23 protein-coding genes, 1 pseudogene and 1 riboswitch are annotated in these 21,577 nt (G+C 35.2%); of the genes and pseudogenes, 3 read left to right on the top strand and 21 right to left on the bottom strand.

What is annotated here, in order from left to right:
- Positions 1–50: 50 nt before the first annotated feature.
- From ACM6HU_RS24800 to ACM6HU_RS24860, 13 genes and pseudogenes are all read right to left on the bottom strand, one after another.
- The gene (locus tag ACM6HU_RS24800) at positions 51–1,430 is read right to left on the bottom strand and encodes a putrescine aminotransferase (protein ID WP_016132628.1); all 1,380 of its coding nucleotides are present in this window, start codon (positions 1,428–1,430) and stop codon (positions 51–53) included.
- The gene (locus tag ACM6HU_RS24805) at positions 1,431–2,924 is read right to left on the bottom strand and encodes an aldehyde dehydrogenase family protein (RefSeq protein ID WP_016132627.1); all 1,494 of its coding nucleotides are present in this window, start codon (positions 2,922–2,924) and stop codon (positions 1,431–1,433) included.
- 203 nt (positions 2,925–3,127) lie between these two features.
- Complete coding sequence (locus ACM6HU_RS24810) at positions 3,128–5,257, bottom strand: sigma 54-interacting transcriptional regulator (RefSeq protein WP_016113954.1); 2,130 nt, start codon at positions 5,255–5,257, stop codon at positions 3,128–3,130.
- 138 nt (positions 5,258–5,395) lie between these two features.
- Entirely contained in the window at positions 5,396–5,644 is a 249-nt protein-coding gene (locus tag ACM6HU_RS24815; protein WP_016113953.1) for a hypothetical protein, read from the bottom strand.
- 27 nt (positions 5,645–5,671) lie between these two features.
- Positions 5,672–5,962: an SAV0927 family protein gene (locus ACM6HU_RS24820; protein WP_016113952.1), complete on the bottom strand. Its 291-nt coding sequence runs from the start codon at positions 5,960–5,962 to the stop codon at positions 5,672–5,674.
- An 18-nt stretch (positions 5,963–5,980) separates the two neighbouring features.
- Positions 5,981–7,279, bottom strand: coding sequence for a Glu/Leu/Phe/Val family dehydrogenase (locus tag ACM6HU_RS24825; protein WP_016113951.1), 1,299 nt, complete (start codon positions 7,277–7,279; stop codon positions 5,981–5,983).
- Positions 7,280–7,498: 219 nt separating this feature from the next.
- Positions 7,499–8,848 (bottom strand): APC family permease, encoded by a 1,350-nt coding sequence (locus ACM6HU_RS24830; RefSeq protein WP_016113950.1) that lies wholly within the window; start codon positions 8,846–8,848, stop codon positions 7,499–7,501.
- Between the two features lie 413 nt (positions 8,849–9,261).
- A complete protein-coding gene (gene nrdF / locus ACM6HU_RS24835; protein ID WP_414848496.1) occupies positions 9,262–10,230 on the bottom strand; it encodes a class 1b ribonucleoside-diphosphate reductase subunit beta in 969 nt (322 codons plus the stop codon).
- Between the two features lie 183 nt (positions 10,231–10,413).
- Positions 10,414–11,364 carry a ribonucleotide reductase gene (locus ACM6HU_RS24840; protein ID WP_306471790.1) on the bottom strand — a complete coding sequence of 317 codons (951 nt, stop codon included), beginning with the start codon at positions 11,362–11,364 and terminating at the stop codon, positions 10,414–10,416.
- A gap of 383 nt (positions 11,365–11,747) precedes the next feature.
- Positions 11,748–12,875, bottom strand: a pseudogene (locus ACM6HU_RS24845) (ribonucleotide reductase N-terminal alpha domain-containing protein); the annotation flags it as partial.
- Complete coding sequence (nrdI, locus tag ACM6HU_RS24850) at positions 12,862–13,221, bottom strand: class Ib ribonucleoside-diphosphate reductase assembly flavoprotein NrdI (protein WP_016113946.1); 360 nt, start codon at positions 13,219–13,221, stop codon at positions 12,862–12,864. The pseudogene ACM6HU_RS24845 and the gene nrdI, both read right to left, overlap by 14 nt.
- A 545-nt stretch (positions 13,222–13,766) precedes the next feature.
- Complete coding sequence (locus tag ACM6HU_RS24855) at positions 13,767–14,078, bottom strand: hypothetical protein (RefSeq protein WP_016113945.1); 312 nt, start codon at positions 14,076–14,078, stop codon at positions 13,767–13,769.
- A gap of 24 nt (positions 14,079–14,102) precedes the next feature.
- Entirely contained in the window at positions 14,103–14,297 is a 195-nt protein-coding gene (locus tag ACM6HU_RS24860) for a hypothetical protein (RefSeq protein WP_016113944.1), read from the bottom strand.
- Between the two features lie 217 nt (positions 14,298–14,514).
- Between ACM6HU_RS24860 and ACM6HU_RS24865 the strand changes: the two genes are divergently transcribed.
- Positions 14,515–15,093: a GNAT family N-acetyltransferase gene (locus ACM6HU_RS24865; RefSeq protein WP_016113943.1), complete on the top strand. Its 579-nt coding sequence runs from the start codon at positions 14,515–14,517 to the stop codon at positions 15,091–15,093.
- 37 nt (positions 15,094–15,130) lie between these two features.
- Here the strand turns inward: ACM6HU_RS24865 and ACM6HU_RS24870 are convergent, their stop codons facing one another.
- Together ACM6HU_RS24870 and ACM6HU_RS24875 are read right to left on the bottom strand one after the other, a co-directional pair.
- Positions 15,131–15,733: a hypothetical protein gene (locus tag ACM6HU_RS24870; RefSeq protein WP_016113942.1), complete on the bottom strand. Its 603-nt coding sequence runs from the start codon at positions 15,731–15,733 to the stop codon at positions 15,131–15,133.
- Positions 15,734–15,827: 94 nt separating this feature from the next.
- Complete coding sequence (locus ACM6HU_RS24875) at positions 15,828–15,986, bottom strand: hypothetical protein (protein ID WP_016113941.1); 159 nt, start codon at positions 15,984–15,986, stop codon at positions 15,828–15,830.
- Positions 15,987–16,218: 232 nt separating this feature from the next.
- Here ACM6HU_RS24875 and ACM6HU_RS24880 point away from each other — a divergent pair, with 232 nt between their 5' ends.
- Positions 16,219–16,404, top strand: a complete 186-nt coding sequence (locus ACM6HU_RS24880; protein ID WP_003196089.1) for a YkvS family protein — start codon at positions 16,219–16,221, stop codon at positions 16,402–16,404.
- A gap of 48 nt (positions 16,405–16,452) precedes the next feature.
- On the opposite strand, the gene queF is transcribed toward ACM6HU_RS24880, so the two are convergent.
- The 4 genes from queF to queC are packed head-to-tail and all read right to left on the bottom strand — an operon-like array spanning position 16,453 to position 18,844.
- On the bottom strand, positions 16,453–16,950 hold the full coding sequence (gene queF / locus ACM6HU_RS24885; RefSeq protein ID WP_016113940.1) for a preQ(1) synthase: 498 nt from the start codon (positions 16,948–16,950) through the stop codon (positions 16,453–16,455).
- Positions 16,951–16,978: 28 nt separating this feature from the next.
- Positions 16,979–17,695, bottom strand: coding sequence for a 7-carboxy-7-deazaguanine synthase QueE (gene queE, locus ACM6HU_RS24890; protein ID WP_016113939.1), 717 nt, complete (start codon positions 17,693–17,695; stop codon positions 16,979–16,981).
- Positions 17,688–18,182, bottom strand: a complete 495-nt coding sequence (queD, locus tag ACM6HU_RS24895) for a 6-carboxytetrahydropterin synthase QueD (RefSeq protein WP_016113938.1) — start codon at positions 18,180–18,182, stop codon at positions 17,688–17,690. The genes queE and queD overlap by 8 nt, the downstream gene beginning before the upstream one ends.
- Positions 18,182–18,844, bottom strand: a complete 663-nt coding sequence (gene queC / locus ACM6HU_RS24900) for a 7-cyano-7-deazaguanine synthase QueC (protein WP_016113937.1) — start codon at positions 18,842–18,844, stop codon at positions 18,182–18,184. The genes queD and queC overlap by 1 nt, the downstream gene beginning before the upstream one ends.
- Positions 18,845–18,937: 93 nt before the next feature.
- Positions 18,938–18,981: riboswitch (PreQ1 riboswitch) on the bottom strand.
- 420 nt (positions 18,982–19,401) lie between these two features.
- On the opposite strand from queC, the gene ACM6HU_RS24905 reads away from it, so the two are divergent.
- Positions 19,402–20,610, top strand: a complete 1,209-nt coding sequence (locus ACM6HU_RS24905) for an ATP-binding protein (protein ID WP_033671053.1) — start codon at positions 19,402–19,404, stop codon at positions 20,608–20,610.
- Positions 20,611–20,618: 8 nt separating this feature from the next.
- Here the strand turns inward: ACM6HU_RS24905 and ACM6HU_RS24910 are convergent, their stop codons facing one another.
- On the bottom strand, positions 20,619–20,735 hold the full coding sequence (locus ACM6HU_RS24910; protein ID WP_000018497.1) for a DUF6254 family protein: 117 nt from the start codon (positions 20,733–20,735) through the stop codon (positions 20,619–20,621).
- Between the two features lie 276 nt (positions 20,736–21,011).
- Entirely contained in the window at positions 21,012–21,545 is a 534-nt protein-coding gene (locus tag ACM6HU_RS24915; protein ID WP_016113935.1) for a DinB family protein, read from the bottom strand.
- Positions 21,546–21,577 lie beyond the last annotated feature (32 nt).

Below are 21,577 nucleotides of genomic sequence, written 5' to 3' on the forward strand. Positions count from 1 at the left end.
ACATGTTGGTTTTACTGGTTTGTATTTACACGCTATTGTATAAAATATTATTATGCTTTTACTTGTGATAATACGGATTTGAATGCATTGATCACTGTATCTACTTCTTCATAACTAATTGTAAGCGATGGTTCGATACGAATTGTTTTCGAATTGATTAATGTTCCTGCAACAAGAATTCCTTGATCAAACATCGCCTTCGATACTTCATAACCAATTTCATCCTTATGGAACTCAATACCAATCATTAAACCTTGGCCACGGATTTCAAACACTTTGTCTTCATGTCCTTCCGCTGCCTTTTTCAACCCTTTTAAGAAATACTCCCCAACTTCCGCAGCTCGTTCTGGTAATTTATCTTCCAATAATACATGGATTGTTGCAATTGCAGCAGCACATGCAAGTGGATTTCCACCAAACGTTGTTGTATGCATGAATGGATTTTCAAACCAGCTTTTGAATACTTTTTCTTTAGCAACAATTGCACCCGCTGGCATTACGCCCCCGCCAAATGCCTTTGCAAGACAAATAATATCCGGTACAACATCATATAATTCTGCAGCAAACATTTTCCCAGTGCGTCCCATTCCTGTTTGTACTTCATCAAAAATAAGTAGTGATCCGAATTCATCACAAAGCTCTCTCACTTGTTTCAAATAATTTTCTGGAGGTAAAATAATACCGCCCTCTCCTTGGATTGGTTCTAAAATAACAGCTGCAACATCTTCTCCAACTAACGCGCATGTTTCAAATGTTTTTCTCATCATATCAATATCACCAAATGGGACGTGACGGAAGCCTGGAATTAATGGTAAGAATGGTTTACGGAACATTCCTTTTGCTGTTCCAGATAAAGAACCAAGACTCTTACCGTGGAAAGCACGTGTTGTGGAAATGAAAGTTGTTCGCTCACTATACATTTTTGCTAATTTTAATGCTGCCTCTACACTTTCTGTCCCACTATTTGTAAAGAAAGCATATTTCAAATCACCAGGTGTAATATCCGCTAAAATTTTTGCAAGAATCGCACGAAGTGGATCTAGTAAGTCCTGACTATGCAATGCTTGACGCTTTAACTGATCCGTTACAGCTTTTACCACTTTGGGATTACGGTGTCCAACATTATAAATTCCGAATCCACCTAAACAATCAATATATTTTTTACCATTGATATCCATGAAGCAAGATCCTTCATCAGACCATTCTACTGCTGCAAATTGCCCATCTTTTGTTACTGTTTTTCTATATGCGAGGAAGCCAGGATTTACGTGTTCTCTAAATCCATCTACTGTTTCTTTTTGGATCCAGTTCGCCTCTTCTGCAGAAACTTTCTCTTTTTCAATTAGCTGCAGTACTTTTGTAATATAATCATTTACACTCGTATTCTTCACATCTTGTTCGTTAGATTTATTTTTCACATTCGTTCCCATCTATTTCACCTCTACAGTCTTTTTATTTGCAAACCAACCAATTGGTTCTACTTCTAGATTTATATTAATCTGCTTAATTTCTTGGAATTCCTCTAAACCAAACGTTCCTAAGCTACGACCGATACCACTTTGTTTATATCCGCCCCAAGGCGCCTCGTTGTATGTTGGGTGGTAACTATTAATCCACGTAATTCCTGCGCGGAGCTTACGGATTACACGCATCGCTTTAGCACCCTCAACTGTAAATACACCTCCAGCTAAGCCGTAATCTGTACCGTTTGCTAGTTCAATTGCTTCCTGTTCATTTTTGAATTTTTGGATAACTACAACAGGACCAAAAATTTCTTCCTGCACAATACGCATATCAGGTTTTACATTGACAAAGACCGTTGGTTCAATAAAGAAACCATCACCTTTCCCATCCGCCAGTATACGCTTTCCTCCGCAAACAATTTCTGCTCCTTCATCTTTTCCAATCTCTATATAGCGTAATACTTTTTCCATATGCTCTTGACTTACAAGTGGCCCCATCTCTGATTCTGGGTTATCACCAGGTCCAACATTAATTTGCTTTGCTCGTTCTACGAAACGATTAACAAATCTATCGTAAACGCTTTCTTCTACAAGAATTCTTGATCCTGCTGAACATACTTGTCCAGCACCTGCATAAATACCAAACAGAGCATAATCAACAGCTGTTTCAAAATCTGCATCTGCAAAAATAATATTTGGAGATTTCCCGCCAAGTTCTAGCGAAATCTTTTTCATATTATCTGCCGCTGTTCTCATAATGTGCTTTCCTGTTTTTGTTCCGCCCGTAAAGGAGATCATATCAACTTTATTACTTGCTGCGATCTCATTTCCTACTGTTGGCCCGGCACCCATTACCATATTGGCAACACCTTTTGGCAGCTCTACATTTTCCATTATTTCGAATAATTTTGTTGCAGTGATTGGTGTCACTTCAGAAGGTTTAAACACAATCGTGTTTCCAGCTGCTAAAGCAGGTGCAATTTTCCAGACACTCATTAATAATGGGTAATTCCAAGGAACGATTAAACCACAAACACCCACTGGCTCTCTCACTACCATAGCTTGCATCGGATCAGCTACATGATACGTTTGCCCATCCGGCTTTGTAATCAGCCCAGCATAATAGCGGAAACAAGCTGCTGCATCTCCAATATCTCCTTCAGCCTCTCGATATGTTTTTCCATTATCCATTGTTTCCAGACGCGCAAGTTCTTCCAAATTTTTATCAATTTCATCTGCTATTTTAAATAAATAAGATGCTCTTTCAGCAGCGGATGTTTCTGACCAAATCCCGCTATCAAAAGTAGCTCTTGCCACTTCAATCGCGTATTTCGCATCCTCGATCGTTCCTTCAGGTGCATATGCGATAACCTTGCCATTCGCAGGGTTAATAATCGGTCTTTTCTCTTGATTACTAGAATCTCTCCATTCACCGTTTAGATACATTTTTAAATCTAGCACTGTATATAATCCCCCTTTGTCAATCATTCATATATTATATAAGCAATAATTGTGCCAACATTTGAAATACGAAGCAATCATACAAAAACTGACGATTTCCTTAAATAACCTATACAAAGTTATGCATTTTCGCATAGATTATTACATTTCGCATAATTACAACAAAGAGAAGGGGCAGTCTATGTAGACTCCCCCTTTCTCCTTTAAAAATACGAAATTGTATCAACCGTTATTTCCTGTTCATTCATGATTTTTTGATATTTACGACTAACAGAAGACTGGCTTATCCCAAGAGCCTTCGCTGCCTTTGTTGTTGTTTTATACTGCTTCATCGCAAGTAAAATTAATTGTTCTTCTACAGAATGTAACGCTTCTTGTAATGGTAAAACTCTTGTAATCACCGGCTTTGATTTTTTAAAATCATATCCAGGAGTTAGAAATTTACTAACAAATTCAGCATCAATGACTGAATCATCTGCTGATACTACTAAACGTTCAATCATATTCTGTAATTCTCTTACATTTCCTGGCCAGGAATAAAACTCTAGTAAATTTAGTGCATCAGGAGTTAAATGATAGTTTTTATTATATTTTTCATTTAACTCTTGTAAAAAATGAAACGCGAGTAGTGGAACATCTTCCATTCGTTCTCTAAGTGGGGGAACTTGCAGCGGAATTACATTTAAGCGATAAAATAAATCTTCTCGGAACGTGCCCGCTTCGACCATTTTTTCAAGGCGTTTATTCGTGGCAGCAATAATTTGAACATTGATTTTCGTAGGTATTGTGCTTCCAATTGGAATTACCTCTTGTTCTTGCAATACTCTGAGTAATTTTACTTGCAGATGTAAAGGCATTTCTCCAATCTCATCCAAAAATAAAATCCCTTGATCCGCTCGCTTAAAATATCCTTCTTTTCCATTTTTATCAGCACCAGTAAAAGCACCTTTCGTATAACCGAACAGTTCGCTTTCTAACAACGTCTCTGGAATCGCACCGCAGTTTAATTTTAAAAACGGCTTTGAAGATCTGTTTCCAAGTTGATGAATCGCTTGTGCAATCACTTCTTTCCCAACACCTGATTCTCCAGAAATAAGAACATTTGAAGAAAAATCAGCTATTTTTTTTGCTTGAGTAATAATTTGCTCCATTTTCGGACTACAATAAATCAATTTCTTCAGAAAGCGATCTTTATTTTTAAAGCTGTCCAACTCTTTCTTATATTGTTCGGATATCTTTTTTATCTCATGCAATTCCGTCTTTAACCTTGTTGCTTCTGTAATATCTCTTGAGGCAATAATAATACGATGAAGCTCTCCATTTTCGTTAAACACAGGATTTCCAACGGCTAATATCTTTCTACCACTTTTTGTCTCTTGTACAATTGATACCTTTTTCTTTTGTTCTAGCACCAATCGCGTGACAGATGGACTAAATAATCCCTTCTTCTCTAAATCTAAAAGATTTTTTCCTAAAAGATCTTTCAAATCCCCTCCCCAAAAATCATTGATAATGGTTTCACTATAACGGATTAATTCCCCTTTATGATTAACTACTAATATTTCATCATAAATGCTAGATAAAATTGCATGTAAATCTTTATTTAAATCCTTTATATATTCAATTTCCATAGCCATATCCTCAACCATCGGTAAATCTTGCACAATAATGACCATTCCTTCAATTCTTTGATCGAAGTTTGGGATAGGACTGTAGTCAACTAATACCCCCATCTCATTTGTTATTTGTAATTGATTTAAAATCGTTTTTCCGGTTGCAAATACATTGCGAATATGTTCCCCATTAAAAATCTGTTCTGCTGGCACATTCATTACTTTTTCAGGAGTAGATTTAATCATCTTCAAACCAGATTCATTACAATTCACAATTTTCTTTTCACGGTCTACTACAAAAATCCCCATTGGAATAGACGTTAAGATGATTTTTAGTATATCTACACTTTTATTTTCTTGCTTAAATAATTCTGCAAAAACATCCTCTCTTCTTATGTATCCTGTTAACTCTCCTCTTTCATTTTTCACTATGGCAATAGGTGCCCCAATAATTTGAAAGAGAGCTGTTAAGGAAATGTTTTTGCTAAGATGACATATTGTATCTAGTGAAACAGCATTTGAAAGTAACATTTTAGTCGTTAAGCGCTTACTTCTTGATAGCAGCTCCTTAACATGGACGTATGCAAATAATTGATCTTCTCTTTTTAAAAACAGAAAAGATTCTTTCATATTTTCAGCATCTATATTCCATTCCTGTTCAGATTGATCGATCGATATGGAAACAATAGGTCTAATTTTGTTATGAGCAATGGAAAACATTCTGTTACTCCTCCTTTAAACTGCTTAACTTGTATTGTATCATTAAAATCTGATTTTTTTAATTAATCTGACAATATACTTTTTTTACTTACTTTAATAAAAAAAGGAAGATGAATAGTTCCATCTTCCTCCCTAAAATCAATCACTCCCACTAATTAAAAGATCTTCTTGAATATACGCTAATACCATACCTGGAATTACTTTATCTCCTGCTTCTACCTCTAAAGATTGTACTTCCCCACTACATCCCATTTTAATTACTTCTAGCTTACCATTCATATCTTTAATAGCAAACAATGGTTCCCATTCATAAATTCGAGAGTCCTTATCAATAGCAACTTTTTCAACTGTTCCATAGCATGGGCTCGTAACTATTTCATAATACAAAATGAATCATTCCCTTCCTTTATTCTATTAATATTGCTCTGCCAACATTTGTGACTGGAGAATCATATGAAAAAAGCTTTGAAAATCTTCTACATCTTCTATTTCAATTCCTAGCTTAGGTGCCCAGTATTGCTCTTCTTCGATATCTTCCTGACTTAATAAAATCATTCTTCCATTTTGAATAGATGTAACCATTGCTTTTCCAAAAAATTGCTGTGAATACGTGACTGCTATATCATAGCGATGATGATTCGACACAATACAGTAATAACCAATTGGTTGCTTTTCAATTTGTTCTAATAAAATGTCCAGTTTCATTTGATTCCTCCCTTTAGCTTAAAAATGCAACCATCCTCTTAGACGCGACGCTTCTACAATTTTACGAACCCCTTCTATATAAGCAGCAATTTTCATATTTACCCCAAACCGTTTTGAAGTATTAAATACATCAGAAAAGCTAGAGGTAATTTTTTCTTTTAAACATTGGTCTACATATTGCTCTGTCCAATAATATCCTTGGTTATTTTGGCACCACTCAAAATAAGAAACAATAACACCTCCAGAGTTCGCTAAAATATCCGGAACAACTAAAACATCTTTCTCTTCTAATATTGTTATCGCCTCTTTCGTTGTCGGACCATTTGCAGCCTCAATGATAATCTTACACCCAAGTCTTTCTGCATTATGTTTCGTAATTACTCCTCCAATTGCTGCTGGAATGAGTACATCACATTCTTTTTCTAGCAACTCTTGGTTAGAGATTGTTTTACTAAAGAGGTTCGATACAACACCAAAAGAATCTCGATTCTCTAATAAATAAGGAACATCTAGACCGTCTGAGTTATAAATGCCACCTAAAGCATCAGATACTCCTACTACTTTCACACCAATATCATATAAATATTTTGCCAAATGACTTCCAACGTTTCCAAACCCTTGAATGATTACCCGCATATTTTGAATTGGAATATGTTTTAATTCACTTACTAATTGGAGCGTGTATAATACCCCTTTAGAAGTAGCTGTTTCTCGCCCTTGTGATCCTCCTAGCATTAACGGCTTTCCAGTAATAAAACCAGGAGAATCAAATTCCCTAATATGATCATACTCATCCAGCATCCAAGCCATAATCTGAGCATTTGTATACATATCAGGAGCTGGAATATCTTTAGTAGGTCCAACAATTTGGCTCACTGCTCTTACATAGCCACGGCTAAGTAACTCTAATTCTCTAAAGCTCATCTTCTGCGGATCACAAATAATTCCGCCCTTTGCTCCTCCATATGGAAGTCCTGTAACTCCGCATTTTAAGCTCATCCATCCTGCCAACGCTTTTACTTCCTCTGCTGTAACATCTGGATGAAACCTGATACCACCTTTTGTTGGCCCTGCTGCATCATTATGCTGAGCGCGATATCCTTGAAATACCTTTGTTGTTCCATCATCCATTCGAACAGGAATACTTACTTCTAAAAAACGCATCGGCTTCTTAAGAAACTCGAATACTTCCTCTGGATAATGCAAAACATGGAGTGCTTCTTTTAATATGGCTTGAAATTCCTCTAAAGCATTTTCCGACTCAACTTTTTCTTGAATAGATTGTGTTACATCCTCTTTTTCTGATTGAATTGCCACGATAACACCTCATTTATTTATTTTTACTAGTGTTATAAAGCAATAATCGTGCCAACTGGAAATATAATGTTTATATTATCGTTTCAACCTCAACTCTTTCCCTTATTTACAAAATGTCTCACGTTCTTTATGAATAGTTGAATGATTTATTCATTATTGCATAATTGTAGACTCTACAAAATTAAAAACACCGGATAAATCCCGATGTTTTTTATTATTTTACATTTCCTGCACTTCTTCAAAATGCATTTGCGGAGGTGCTGAACGAAACATGTTCGTAATATATAAAAGATAACCGATTCCAATGGCAGCCCAGCTAAGTCCAAGAATAAGCGAATGAATATTGAGGTTAAACCATAACACAGCCACTGTACCTGCACCTAAAATAGGCATAACTAAGAAATTCAAAAAATCTTTTGTTGTTTTATATCTTTTTTGCTTTATAACATAGTAGGAAATTACAGATAAATTAACAAATGTAAATGCAATAAGCGCTCCGAAGTTAATAAGAGATGCTGCTGTTTCTAAATCAATAAACATAGCAGAGAGCGCAATAATTCCCACAAAAATAATGTTATATACTGGAGTTCGCAAGCGAGGATGAATGTATCCAAATATCTTCTGCGGAATTACATTATCTCGCCCCATTACGTATAATAATCGCGATACACTTGTATGAGAAGCTAAGCCTGATGCTATTGTTCCCATAAATGTTCCTACTAAAAAGAAAGTTTGAAATAATTTTCCTCCGACGTATAATGCAATTTCTGGAGCTGCTGATTCTTGATCTTTAAATACGGATGCATCTGGAAAAAAGGATTGTGTAAAGTACGTAGTGACAATGAATAAAATTCCGCCAATTAAAGCAGTAAGAAAAATAGCTCGAGGAATCGTCTTCTTTGCGTTTGGTGTTTCTTCTGAAAATGTAGTTACTGCATCAAAACCTAAAAATGAAAAACACAGAATAGTTGCCCCTGCAACTAACGGTGATATTTGTATATCTGATTGGAAAAACGGCTGAATGGAAAAGACTTCTCCGGTTCCCTCTCCTGCTATCAAACCTTTTATAACTAGAAAAACAAACACAGCCATTACTAGCACTTGAAATGTTACTAGGAACGTATTGAAATTAGCAGTAACATTTACACTAATAATATTGATAAGTGTAATAAGTAGGACAAATCCAATGACCCATGCCCAATCTGGAACACTTGGAAAAAGTGCTGACATATAAATTCTCGTTAATAGTGCGTTCACCATTGGTAAAAACAAATAATCCAATAATGCTGACCATCCAACAAGAAAACCAAGTCTTGCACTAATTGTCTTTTGTGTATAAGTATAAGCAGATCCTGCAGTAGGAAAAACCTTTACCATTTTGCCGTAGCTTGCAGCTGTAAATAACATCCCCGCTAATGCAATTAAATAAGCTCCTGGAACATGCCCGCCCGTTTTTTCAGAAACGATTCCAAATGTATCAAATCCTACCATTGGTGTCATATACCCGACACCTAGCATAACAATTGACCAAAGTCCTAATGAACGTTTTAACCCAACTCCTTTTCCCACCTATCATTCCTCCTACTTTCTCTATCTAATTTTCATGTAAAGATTGATAACTAAACAGAAAATGCTTTCGACGAACAGCGTATGTTATATATGTCATTTCAAAAACCTCCTTTATTTTTTAAATATTCATGCAATTTTCGAGCCAAAATTGCCTTTGTTAAAAAATTTACTAAACAGCCCTATTTTTTTATGGTCCAATGAAATTACGGGTGGGATTATGTTTCTAATTGCTTCGTTATTTTTCTATTCATTTTGACATAACTTATTCAATCTCTCATACCAATAAATACAAATGAAGTGAAACTTTAATCAGTCGGCGAATAAAAACTTACCATGAGATAATAACATTATGTAAACTATTCATAACAAAAAAGCTGCCTTTATATGAAAGACAGCTTTTTCAATCTTATCTATTAAAAATCGAATACGAAATCATCGTCTGATAACTTTTCAACATTTGTTGCTTTTACATAACCATTCCCTTTTACAGAGAAGAAATCATGGTTTTTCGTATCTGTACGTAAACCGTTTAATACGATTGGGTTAATTTCTTCTTCCTCAAAGCGCGGTTCTAATCCTAAGTTCATAAGCCCTTTATTCGCATTGTAACGAACAAAGCGATTTACATCTTCAACAAGACCAATGGATGTATAAATTTCTTCTGTATATACCATTTCAATTTCATACAGTTCTATCAATAACTCTTGTGTTTCTTTTTGCACTTCTTGTTTTTCTTCCGCAGAAAGTTCCGCGAAGATTTGTTGTGCTAAAATACCAACGAATACGCCGTGAATTGACTCGTCACGAATTATTAAGTTAATAATTTCACCACTCGCTGTTAACTTTCCTTGTCCTGCTAAGTAAAGCGGATAGAAAAATCCGCTATAGAACAAGTAACTTTCTAAGAATACACTTGCTACCATAGCCATGTATAATTCTTTTTTCGTTACTTGTGGCTTCAATAAACGACGATAATAACCTGTAATAATACCCGCTTTTTTCTCAAGTAATGGATGGCTATCTACCCATTCAAAGATCTCATCAATTTCTTCTTCTGTTGCGAGTGTCGTAAAGATATGACTGTAACTCTTCGCATGTACTTCTTCCATAGCACCCATGAAAGCTAATACACTTTTCGCTTGTAAATTCTCAAGATGAACAAGTACAAGTGGCATCCCTTCGCCGCCTTGCTTCGTATCTAAAAGTGTTAAACCACCTAATACACGCTTATACGCAATTTGCTCTTCTTTTGATAATTGCACCCAAGTATTTTTGTCAGAAGATACAGCGATCTCTTCTTCTGTCCAAAACTGAGCGATGTTTTGCTTCCAAAACATTAAACTAAAATCGTCTTCTTTTTTGTTCCAGTTTACCGCGCGCATTGAATCGCCCCTTCTCTCTATAATTAAGCTCTTCTAACTTGCGGTAAAGCTTTCACTTTACGATGAAAACTTAACCGCAAGTTAGACATCTTAAATTTTATAACTAAGCATGAGCAGGGTCAGAAAAACCCTGCTCATGATGTCTTACTCTTTATTTTGTATATCAATCAATTATAGTTTGCATCAAACTGTACAAGCAACGCACTCTTCCACGCTTAACTTACGTGTTCTTGTATAATACAAACTCTTTAGACCTTTTTTATGTGCATAGATGTAATAACGTGCTAATTCACGCGTAGAAATATCGCTATTTACATAAAGAATTGTACTAATTCCTTGGTCAATATGCTCTTGAATTTCTGCGATTAAATCAATTAGTTTAAACTGATTGATATCGTAAGAAGATTTATAATACCAGAACGTATCTTTTGATAAATACGGCATTGGGTAATATGTTGTCGCATTCGCATACGTTCTTGATTCAATTTGACTTACGATCGGCATTACGCTTGAAGTTGCATTTTGCACGTAACTGATCGATTGTGTCGGAGCGATAGCCAATCTATATGAGTTGTATAAACCGTGCTTCTGTACTCCCTCTTTTAGACTTGTCCAATCTTCTTTTGTTGGAATATAGATTCCTTCAAATAACTGCTGTACTTTCTCAGTTACAGGACTATAGTCTGTTGTTTCATACTTTTCAAAGTATGAGCCATTTGCATAATCCGACTTATCGAAGTCTTTAAATGTTTCGCCCTTTTCTTTCGCAATACCCATACTCTTTTCAATGGAGTAGTAATTTAACATCATAAAGAATGTACGAACAAATTCTTTCGCTTCTGCACTTTCATAAGCAATTTTATTTTTCGCTAAATATCCATGTAAGTTCATAGCACCAAGTCCAACTGAATGAAGCTCATCATTTGCTTTTTTCACAGTCGGCGCGTTTGGAATAACAGTCATATCAGAAACAGCTGTTAATGCTTCCATTCCTGCATGAACTGCTTCACGAATTTCTTTATTCTCCATTACGTTTACAATGTTTAATGATCCTAAGTTACAGTTAATATCACGGCGGATAATGTCATCTGTACCATAGTCATTAATTTCAGATGTTTCTTGTAACTGGAAGATTTCGGTCTCTAATGTTCAACTGAGGTCGCTACTCTCAATCCGTTGCTCAAGCAACTGCTGTATGTCACCATACAGGACAGACTATATCATCACCTACAGCATAACCTGATTAGGTGCTCCGCTTTTCGAACGCCAATCGCTTGCGCTCTACTCCCATATGGGATAGTCGTTAGGCTTTTACTTATCTTAATCTTTCAGAAAGTCTCTTATTATTTTATGTTGTTCTGTAATCTATGCACCATACAAAATAATAAGATACCTTCTGAATCGCATACGATTCATTCTAAGATAAGACTTAGCACGGTAGGTTACCTCTCATTGAGGCTTTCCCCGTTTAACGGAGTTTTCGACTAGCATTTCTACTAGAAGGTGCTACATATTTAACACAAGTTCGACATCTTCACAGTTCCAATATCTTTTAAAGGATGTTGCTTATTTGCATTTGATTTAAACATTAAGTATGGATAACCAGACTCAAGTTGAATCATTGCGATCTTAATGAGCATATCACGCGCACTAATATCAAGTGGCTTCTTCTTCACATTCGGATTGCTCATTAGTTCATCATACATCTCGTCGATGTCTATATCATCTAAATGTTTTCCGTACTCTTTATATACCGTATAAGGTGCGAAAACATGGAATGGTTCGTTTTTCTCTGCAAGCTCAAAGAACTTACTTGGAACGATAATACCGATTGATAGAGACTGAATACGGCTCTTCTCATCGGCATTTATTTTTTTTGTATCAAGGAATTCAATAATATCCCAATGGAAAATGTTTAAATATACCGCACCGGCACCTTTTCGTTGACCCAACTGATTCGCATATGAAAACGAATCTTCAAGCAATTTCATAACTGGTACAACACCGCTTGCTGCGTTATCAATGCCTTTAATTTGCTCACCGCGTGCGCGTAGCTTAGAAAGATTTAAAGCAACTCCGCCACCAATTTTCGATAGCTGCATCGCTGTATTGATATTAAATCCAATCGAATTTAAGCTATCATCCATCTCTAACAAGAAACAAGACACCATTTCTCCTCTTCTGCTTCTTCCTGCATTCAAAAAGGTTGGTGTCGCTGGTTGGTAGTTTTGTTTTACAATCATGCTTGCAAATTGTTTTGCTTTATTAACATCGCCGCGTCCTAAGTATAATGACACAATTGATACACGATCTTCGTAGCTTTCTAAGTATTGTTTTTGATTATTTGTTTTTAATGCATAATCCTTATAAAACTTAGATGCCGCCATATAAGATTGGAACTCGAAGTTTTCACCGTATGCAACGTTGTATACTTCCTCTACTTCCTCCAACTTATACTCGTCCAGAACGTTGTAATAGTAATCGTGCTTATTCATATACTCGATTCGCTCTGCCACGCTATCAAAATGAACGGTATTCGCTCTCGCTTCTTCCATAAAGACTTCTAATGCTTCTTTATCTTTATGAAGCTGGTAGAAACCGTCTTGCATTTGCGTGATTTCATTATTCAGTTCAATGTGTCGCAATCTCCCGCACCCTTTCTTTAAAATATTCTACATCTTTATTTGTTCCAGATAACTCAAATTTTGATACAATAGGTACTTCGTATCTGGATGAGATTTTATCTGCACTTGCTCCGAACATATCTCCCCAGTTGCGATTGCCACTTGCAGATACGCCTTTTAAATTTGTATTATTGCGTTCTAAAAATTCTAAAACACGTTCCGGCACATTTCCAAAACCTGTTGTATACGTAATAAGAACAAAATCTTCGTCTAATACTAGATCGTCATTAATTTGAACGGCCGGCATATTTAATTTGTGGATGAAACGCTTCACGTTTCCTGTCATAGAATCATATGCAACTAACATTTCCGACCCTCCCCTTCTTTCTTTAATATCTAGATGTCGTTTCATGATTTCTCTATATATTGTATTATGTTTCAAAACAAGACACAAGATATATGTATAAATTCTTTCTTTTTTTAACTTTTACTTTTCGACATGACAAGTCCTTTTTTTCAATACAAAGACTATGAAACAACATTCTAAAACTCATGTCAATAAAGTGCTTTTCGAAAAAGTTGTCAACGAATTTAATCATATTTACAAAAATGTTATCAATATGTTTTGTCAAAAAACAGTAAATGCTGGAGAAATATATTTCTCCAGCATCACATAAAAAAGAACAGAATTTACGAGATAATCTGTTCGAAACCGGTTACACATTATTCAGATCACACAAGTAAGGACTTCTCTCTCTTGTGAATTAAACATTTATTAAATCGAGTACATATACTTTCTTTTTTGTTACACAATAAAACATATCATTATAATGAAAAGGACAATTATTATGGCACACCAATTTATTCGTTAGTGTGATGAGAATTTTAAAAAGACTGTACACAAAGCATCGCTCATTCGCAATGTTCAATACGTAAAATATCCTTTATAAATAAATGATGTAAATTTTCGTCTTTATCTTGCATTGTAAATACTGGCGCTTCTTCATCAAAATATACAACTATTCCCTCTACATATTGATTCATATGCTGAAATTTCACAGTTGCTCGAATGTGAATTTCTTGCTCATATGCTACTTTCAATTTTTCTATAACTTCTTCTGTACGTTTCTCAGGAAACATAACCATTCCTACGAATCGTTTTCCTGTACCATCTTTCCACATGTAGTCCCAGTGCGGTAAAATACTTTGTTTAAATTCTCCCATAATTCTCCTCTCCTTTTCCTTCTATTAAGAACGCGGTGTTTCTATATATGTATAAATAATTTTCCCGCCGTGCTGTGCATTCCCACTGAAATGTTTAAAATCTTCTCGATTTACTACAACCTCACGAAACGCATAAAATACATCCTTAGTTACAATATACTCTTCTATCTCTCCATTTTTCAGTTGATCTAAAATTGTATTTGCTAATTGTTTATCCATGTATTTCACCTCTCTGCAATATTTTATCCTATCTTCCACAAGTCGACAATGCTAAATTTCTTACATTCACAGCAAGTATCATATACTACCATAACGGTTCATCTATACTGAATCAATTCGATATTCAAGCTTATCCTATAAAATTCAAGAAATTGATGAATAACTGGTTGAAACTTTATTTTATGTTACAATAAGAATGACAACTAGGAGGGATACTATGATTCGGAAAGCAAAAAAGACAGATGCGAAGGCAATATCTCCTTTATTGTATAACGCTCTGCATGAAATTGCTGAAAAAATCACAGGTGGGAGAACAGGAACAGAAGTCTTGACAGGGCTTGAAACTTGGTTTTCAAAAAAAGAAAATCGACTTAGCTACGAGAACTGTTTCGTTGAAGAACAAGATGGACAAGCAATTGGAATCATCGTAGCCTATCATGGCAGCCATGCAAAACAACTAGATACTCCCATTGTAAAACACTTACGAAAAATCCATCAAGATTCATCTATTACGCTAGAAAAAGAAGCTGAGCTCGATGAATATTATATTGACACATTATCCGTTTCAAACACATATGGCGGACGAGGAATCGGCTCAAAATTGATTAAAGCAGCAGAAAATGATGCCTATGAAAAAGGCTATGAGAAAATTGCATTACTTGTAAATTTAGAAAACAATCGAGCTTTCTCTTTATATAAAAAACTTGGCTACCAAGAGGATAAAACGGTTATGCTTGTTGGAGAGCCATATGCTCATTTAGTGAAACCACTATATAAAAAAGCTTTCGTTTCTTAAAAAAAAGCACACGATTCTTTATTGTAATCGTGTGCCTTTATGTTAAATTGGTATTCAATATATTTCCATTCATCGCTTCATGAAATGTATATTCTGTACAACTCCATGGCTTCCCATAAAAAATAGGCGGACCAGACCATCCTCTAGCACGTAGCTCAGCCCCAATCATCGTATTAAAATAACTGTGCCCTATGAGCGCAATATGCCCATGTACTAACGCATATCCGACTAATGTATCAGCTGCTTGCTTCGCTCTTCCTTGTACTTCACGATAAGACTCAACACCTTTAGAATATCCAACCATCCATAATGTACGCCCAATAAATGTCCATACTTCCGGTTTGCACTTCACCCATTTCGGAACAAAGAAACTAGATGGTACTTCTGCCTCTCGAAAAAGGGAGCTTTGTATAAAAGAAAGAGAATTCGTTAATTCTGCCGCTGACTGTACCGCACGTTTTTGATTACTCGTTACAATAAGCTTCGCAGATTCGATTACTTCAACCGTCTCAATTGGTATGTCCATACTTTTTTTCATACCGTCTAAATCGTACTGCTCCATCCATTTGTGGAACGATGATACTGTCATTGATTCTGTAACATTGTTCAAGCGACCGTGACGAATAAAAGAAATTCGCATCTTCTCCACTCTCCATTCACCGCTCATCACCTATATTATTATGCACTTTTTCTTATTATCATCATACCATGGAGAAAGAGAAAGTCATACTTCCTTACATATCCGCACCGCTCTCATGAGTAACAGAAGCATGCATACCATCTAATCCATCAAAATATGTATCTGTTTCATGGATACGAATTATTTTTAATTGCTTATATGAAAATAAGAATAAAAGGATCATTATAAAACTTCCTACAATTTCAAACAACATTTTTACCGCCCCCAGTTTATTATACCCCTATATACTGATATAAGCACTTTTTTATCAATTCCCTCTCCTAAAATAGAAAAATACTTTATACATTTCTTATGAAAAATGACTATTTTTTGAAATTTTCTTATGGAAACATTTACAAACAGGGGAATATAGTTCAAAATAAAGGGAAATAAAAAAGAACAACATTGTTCTTTTTTTGGTAAAACTGTAACAAGGAGAGTTGCTTATGAAAACCGCAGAAACTGGAGATATTATCGAATTTAAAGGTGGAATGCAAGGCCGTGTTCAAAAAGTAAATAAAAACTCCGTTATTGTCGATATAACAATCATGGAGAATTTTAGAGAACTAGATATGGAACCTCTTACAGTTGTAAATCACAAAAACTATACAGTTATCAATCAACATGCATAATATAATAGAAAAAAAGGATCTGTATGTATCATACAGATCCTTTTTTCATTAACGATTATCGATTGTTTCAGGATATAAATCGTGATTCATCATGCGATATTCTGCCATTTTTTCATATTTTGTACCAGGACGACCATAGTTACAATATGGATCAATCGAGATACCACCACGTGGTGTGAATTTCCCCCACACTTCAATATAACGTGGATCCATTAATTTGATTAAATCATTCATAATGACATTCATACAATCTTCATGAAAATCTCCATGGTTACGGAAACTAAATAAATATAATTTTAATGATTTACTCTCCACCATTTTTTGCTCTGGAATATAACTAATATAGATCGTTGCAAAATCTGGTTGTCCTGTTTTTGGACATAAGCTTGTAAATTCAGGACAGTTGAACTTTACAAAATAATCACGGTTTGGATGATTATTATCAAATATCTCTAAAATTTCTGGGCTATATTCAAATAAATATTTTGTATTTTGGTTTCCAAGTAACGTTACATCTTTTAAATCTTCATCTAATCTTCCTGCCATTTTTCATACATCCCTTCAATTCGATTCCTTATACGCCTCGTTTATTTCCCCACACTAACGCGTGAAGCTGAGGTAATACTTTTGCGTCATTCATTTCTTTGCAATGAACAGCTTTTTCAATGAGCCATTCATATTTTTGTAGTAAATTCCTGATAAGCATTGCATCATCCACTGTTTTTGTATCATCATTTCCAACTTGTAAGAAAAACGGTACGTGCGGATAACGCTCATGCACTTTTATCGCATATTCAAAATCGTGATCATCAAATACAACGACTTTTAAGCTAAAATCTTTTCCTGCTAATCTTTCAATAACAGAATCCAGCATAATAAAATCAGTTTTCATCTGTGAGCTTGGTGGCTTTGGCGAAATTGTTATTTCGTCAATATGAAGCAACCATTCCTGCCATTTACTTCCTTGCGTCTCAATGGCGGTGCGAATTTGTTTTTCTTGTAATAAAGACAGAAAATCGTCTATATTTTTCAACAACACTGGATTCCCACCTGAAATCGTTACATGTGAAAAATTTTCCCCACCAATTTCTACAAGCTCACTCCATATCTCCTCGGGAGTCATTTGCCGAATTTGTTCTTTCGCTGATCCATCCCATGTAAAGGACGAATCGCACCACGCGCAACTATAGTCACAACCTGCTGTACGAATGAACATCGTCTTTTGTCCAACAACCATTCCTTCACCTTGAATGGTCGGCCCGAAAATTTCCAGAACAGGAATTTTACTCACCGATCATCCACTCCCGTCTTACTTCCGCATAACTTGTTGGTGTTTCAAATAGACGAACAAATTCAACCCGTGCTCCTTTATATTCATTTGCACGGTCTTCTTTTGTAAGTGCCTCTACCATCTTCTCATATATCCAAACGACCATATTTTCAGCTGTCGTATTCATCGCTGGTAATGTTTCATTTAAATAACGATGATCCAAATAAATTTCTATTTCATTTTTCCAAATTTCTTTTATATCTCCAAAGTCAATAGCAAGTCCAATCTCATTTACATATCCACTAATTCCAAAAACAACTTTGTATGTGTGACCATGTAAATTTTTACATTTCCCTTCATAACAGTGCAAATGATGCGCTGCATCAAATGTAAATTCCTTACTTACCATCACTCGTTTATTATGATATTTCAGTTGTTCACGTTGAATGTCCTTGTCCACTTTTTGTAAATTTTCTACAATGCGAAATCCAAAAAAATTTTGTTCCATTATGCGTTCGCTCCTTCGCGTTCTTGTAAATACGTATCTAAACCTGCTTTACGAAGTTTACAAGCTGGACATTCACCGCAGCCATCACCGATTATTCCGTTATAACATGTTAATGTTTTTTCTCTAACAAACTCAAATGCGCCAAGTTCGTCTGACAATTTCCATGTTTCTGCTTTATCAATCCACATAAGTGGTGTATGAATAACAAATGGATAATCCATAGATAAATTTAAAGTAACGTTTAACGATTTCACAAATACATCACGACAATCAGGGTAACCGCTAAAATCTGTTTCACATACGCCCGTTACAATATGACGTGCTCCAACTTGTTTTGCTAGCACAGCTGCAAATGATAAGAATAGTAAATTTCGTCCATCTACAAATGTTGATGGCAATTCACCTTCTTCATGTGTAATCTCCATATCCGTCCTCGTTAACGCATTTGGAGCAAGTTGATTTAATAGGCTCATGTCAAGTACTGTATGTTTAATTCCTAACTCTTTCGCAATATCAGCTGCACAGTCAATTTCTAACTTATGACGTTGATTATAATTAAATGTCACAGTTTCGACCTCTGCGAACTGCTGCATTGCCCAAAACAAACATGTTGTACTATCCTGGCCACCACTAAAAACGACAACTGCTTTTTCTTTTTTCATCTCACTCATTCTCCTTCTCTACTACGAATAAGAAGAAAGAACGTTCTTGAACTGTCACAATAAAAAAACAAAACAATACCTAAGGATATTGTTGTTTCCATAGTTTTTTATAGAGGGAGTTCGCGAACCTCTCCCATGTTATACATGGAATTTCTTCTTTCATTAACAACACATATTGTAACATACTGCACATATCCAGAAAAACATCTGATTTTTCTGTCTTTTTTTCAGGATTAAGATTCATTTTCTTGTATTTTAATAGTATGATTATACTTATATAAATCCATTTTGATTTTCCAACATATAAGTCGCTGCTATAAAGAACAAAAGGTGACCGCTACTTATTTTCTCTCTTTGTTTTCACTTTGCATGGGGCAGAAAGAAGGGCTGACTGCTTCTATGCATGGCCGGATGCTCTCTCACCTAAAAGGAAAGGTTTTATGTCGGTTTTTCAATTTGTACTTATATAACACCATACATATGAAAATAGGGAGGAGATAAACCTGAAACTCTTTATTATTTATCTCTTTTTAAACATATTATCCATCCTCGTTATGATGCTAATATACCACTCATTTTGGAATCAAAAAGGGAAACATTCACCTAAATTAAATTCAACCGTATTTATATTATTTTGCAGTGCTGCAACAATTCTTTGTATTTCTTTTGCAGCAAGGATGGATAATGGATTTCAATTTGATATGCGTCATATTGTATTAATTGTTAGTACATTAACAGGAGGTCCTATTGCGGGTGGATCGATTTTAGCTGTATTAAACATATACCGTTTTTTATTAGGAGGCATAGGAGTTTTTCCATCTATTATAGCTTCCATTTTCTTATATATTATTCTCCTTGCCACATACAGACTCTTTCAAAGAGGGAGCAATCATATAAAAGTAGTACTTGCTATTTTATATAGTTTTGTATACGTATTTAGCTGGATTCCTTTTTTCCTTGCTGAAGTTCCTAACAATGAATATTACCTCACTTATATTATTGTGTATGAATTATGTACCATCATTGGTACCATTCTTATTCTTTATTTACTAAACGTACTACAATTACAAATACGCCTACAAGAAGAACTGATTAACGCTGAAAAATTTCACCTAATCGGAGAAATGGCTGCCTCTATCTCTCATGAAGTTCGTAATCCTTTAACTTCAACGAAAGGTTTTTTACAACTCCTACAATCCGAAGAATGCTCTGAAGAAGATCGAAAATTATATACAGAAATTGCTATACGTGGTATTGAACAAGCAAATCACGTACTCACAGATTATCTAACATTTGCAAAACCAAGTATAGAAAAAGAACAAGTATTACAAATCGAAGATGAATTACTTCATGCTGTATCTCTCATTACTCCACTAGCTAATTTGACAAATGTTCGTATAACTTACACAAAGCAAAGCAATATCTTTTGTATTTCTGGAGAAAAACAAAAATTTAACCAATGCTTATTAAACATTTTAAAAAATTGTATTGAAGCCATGCCAAAAGGGGGAGATCTTATTCTCACATTAATACCGAGTCATACACAGATACAGTTGTCCATAAAAGATACTGGTATTGGCATGGATCTAGAACAACTAAAACGTCTTGGTTCTCCCTTCTATTCAACGAAAGAAAAAGGCACTGGACTTGGGATGATGGTCGTATTCAGCATCGTAAAAGCAATGGGTGGAAAAATCGATATTACAAGTGAAAAAGACATTGGTACAACCTTTCTATTAACTTTCCCACTCATACAAAAAACGTGATGAAATCATCACGTTTTTTCCGTTTCATCAACAAGTTCCGCAAAAGTCTTTACTTTCCCATGCGGTTTTTGATTTTCTTTTCGTGCCTTCCAACTACGCTCTTGCTCTTTCTTTTTGTGTGACATGCTTTCAACTCCTTCTATGTTCTCTTTATGTATTATTCCAAAATAAAAGATAAAAATATGCATCAATCCAGTTTCTTCATCCTCCACTAATAATTAGTCCTCATTAATTAGGATTTTATAAGTGGTTTATCCCCTACCCATCTTCTTTTTCTGCATCTTGAGGAGTGGATATTACTACCCTCGAAGAGCCGGGATAAATAAGAAGAAGCGGGATAATTACTACCTCGCTTCTTCTTATTTATTCAATATAGTTCCCATGTAAATGGGAATTTTTCTTTACCTTTGCAAAATCGCATATTTTGCTTCTTTTAACTGTGTAAGATGGCGTTGTTCATGTAAATCAAGGAATTGAATCCATTGATATAGATTAAGCTCCTGAAACACAGGATGTTTTAACGAATTTTCGAACAATTCTTTTTCGTCTATAATACTATGCAGCGTATGCAATAATTCTGCGCGTGAATGTTCGAGTAATTGAATTCCTTGTTGTTTTTTCATTAATGTTTCTGTTGGTTGCATTTGTTGAGGAGCTTCTCGTTTATATGTTCGATCAAGAGTAAGTTGGAGATCCTTGAGTGGAACTACTTTTCTGTCTTTTTTCTGTAAAGCATACACAAGGGATGAAGTGACAGATTGTTCAATTAGGTGTAGATGATGCATAATTTGAATGATACTCCATTTATCACGGCGCGGTTTTACATTCACTTCCGTATCATTTAACATCTCAATTTCTGATAATAGTGTGTTTCTTGTAGATTGTAACGATTGCAGCAAAGTTTCCAAACTAACATTCATATTAGATTGAAGCATAATTCTCCCCCCTCTTTTTTGGTAAAAAAGGG

The organism is Bacillus sp. IT-79MI2, assembly GCF_949768135.1.
GTDB lineage: Bacteria > Bacillota > Bacilli > Bacillales > Bacillaceae_G > Bacillus_A > Bacillus_A pseudomycoides.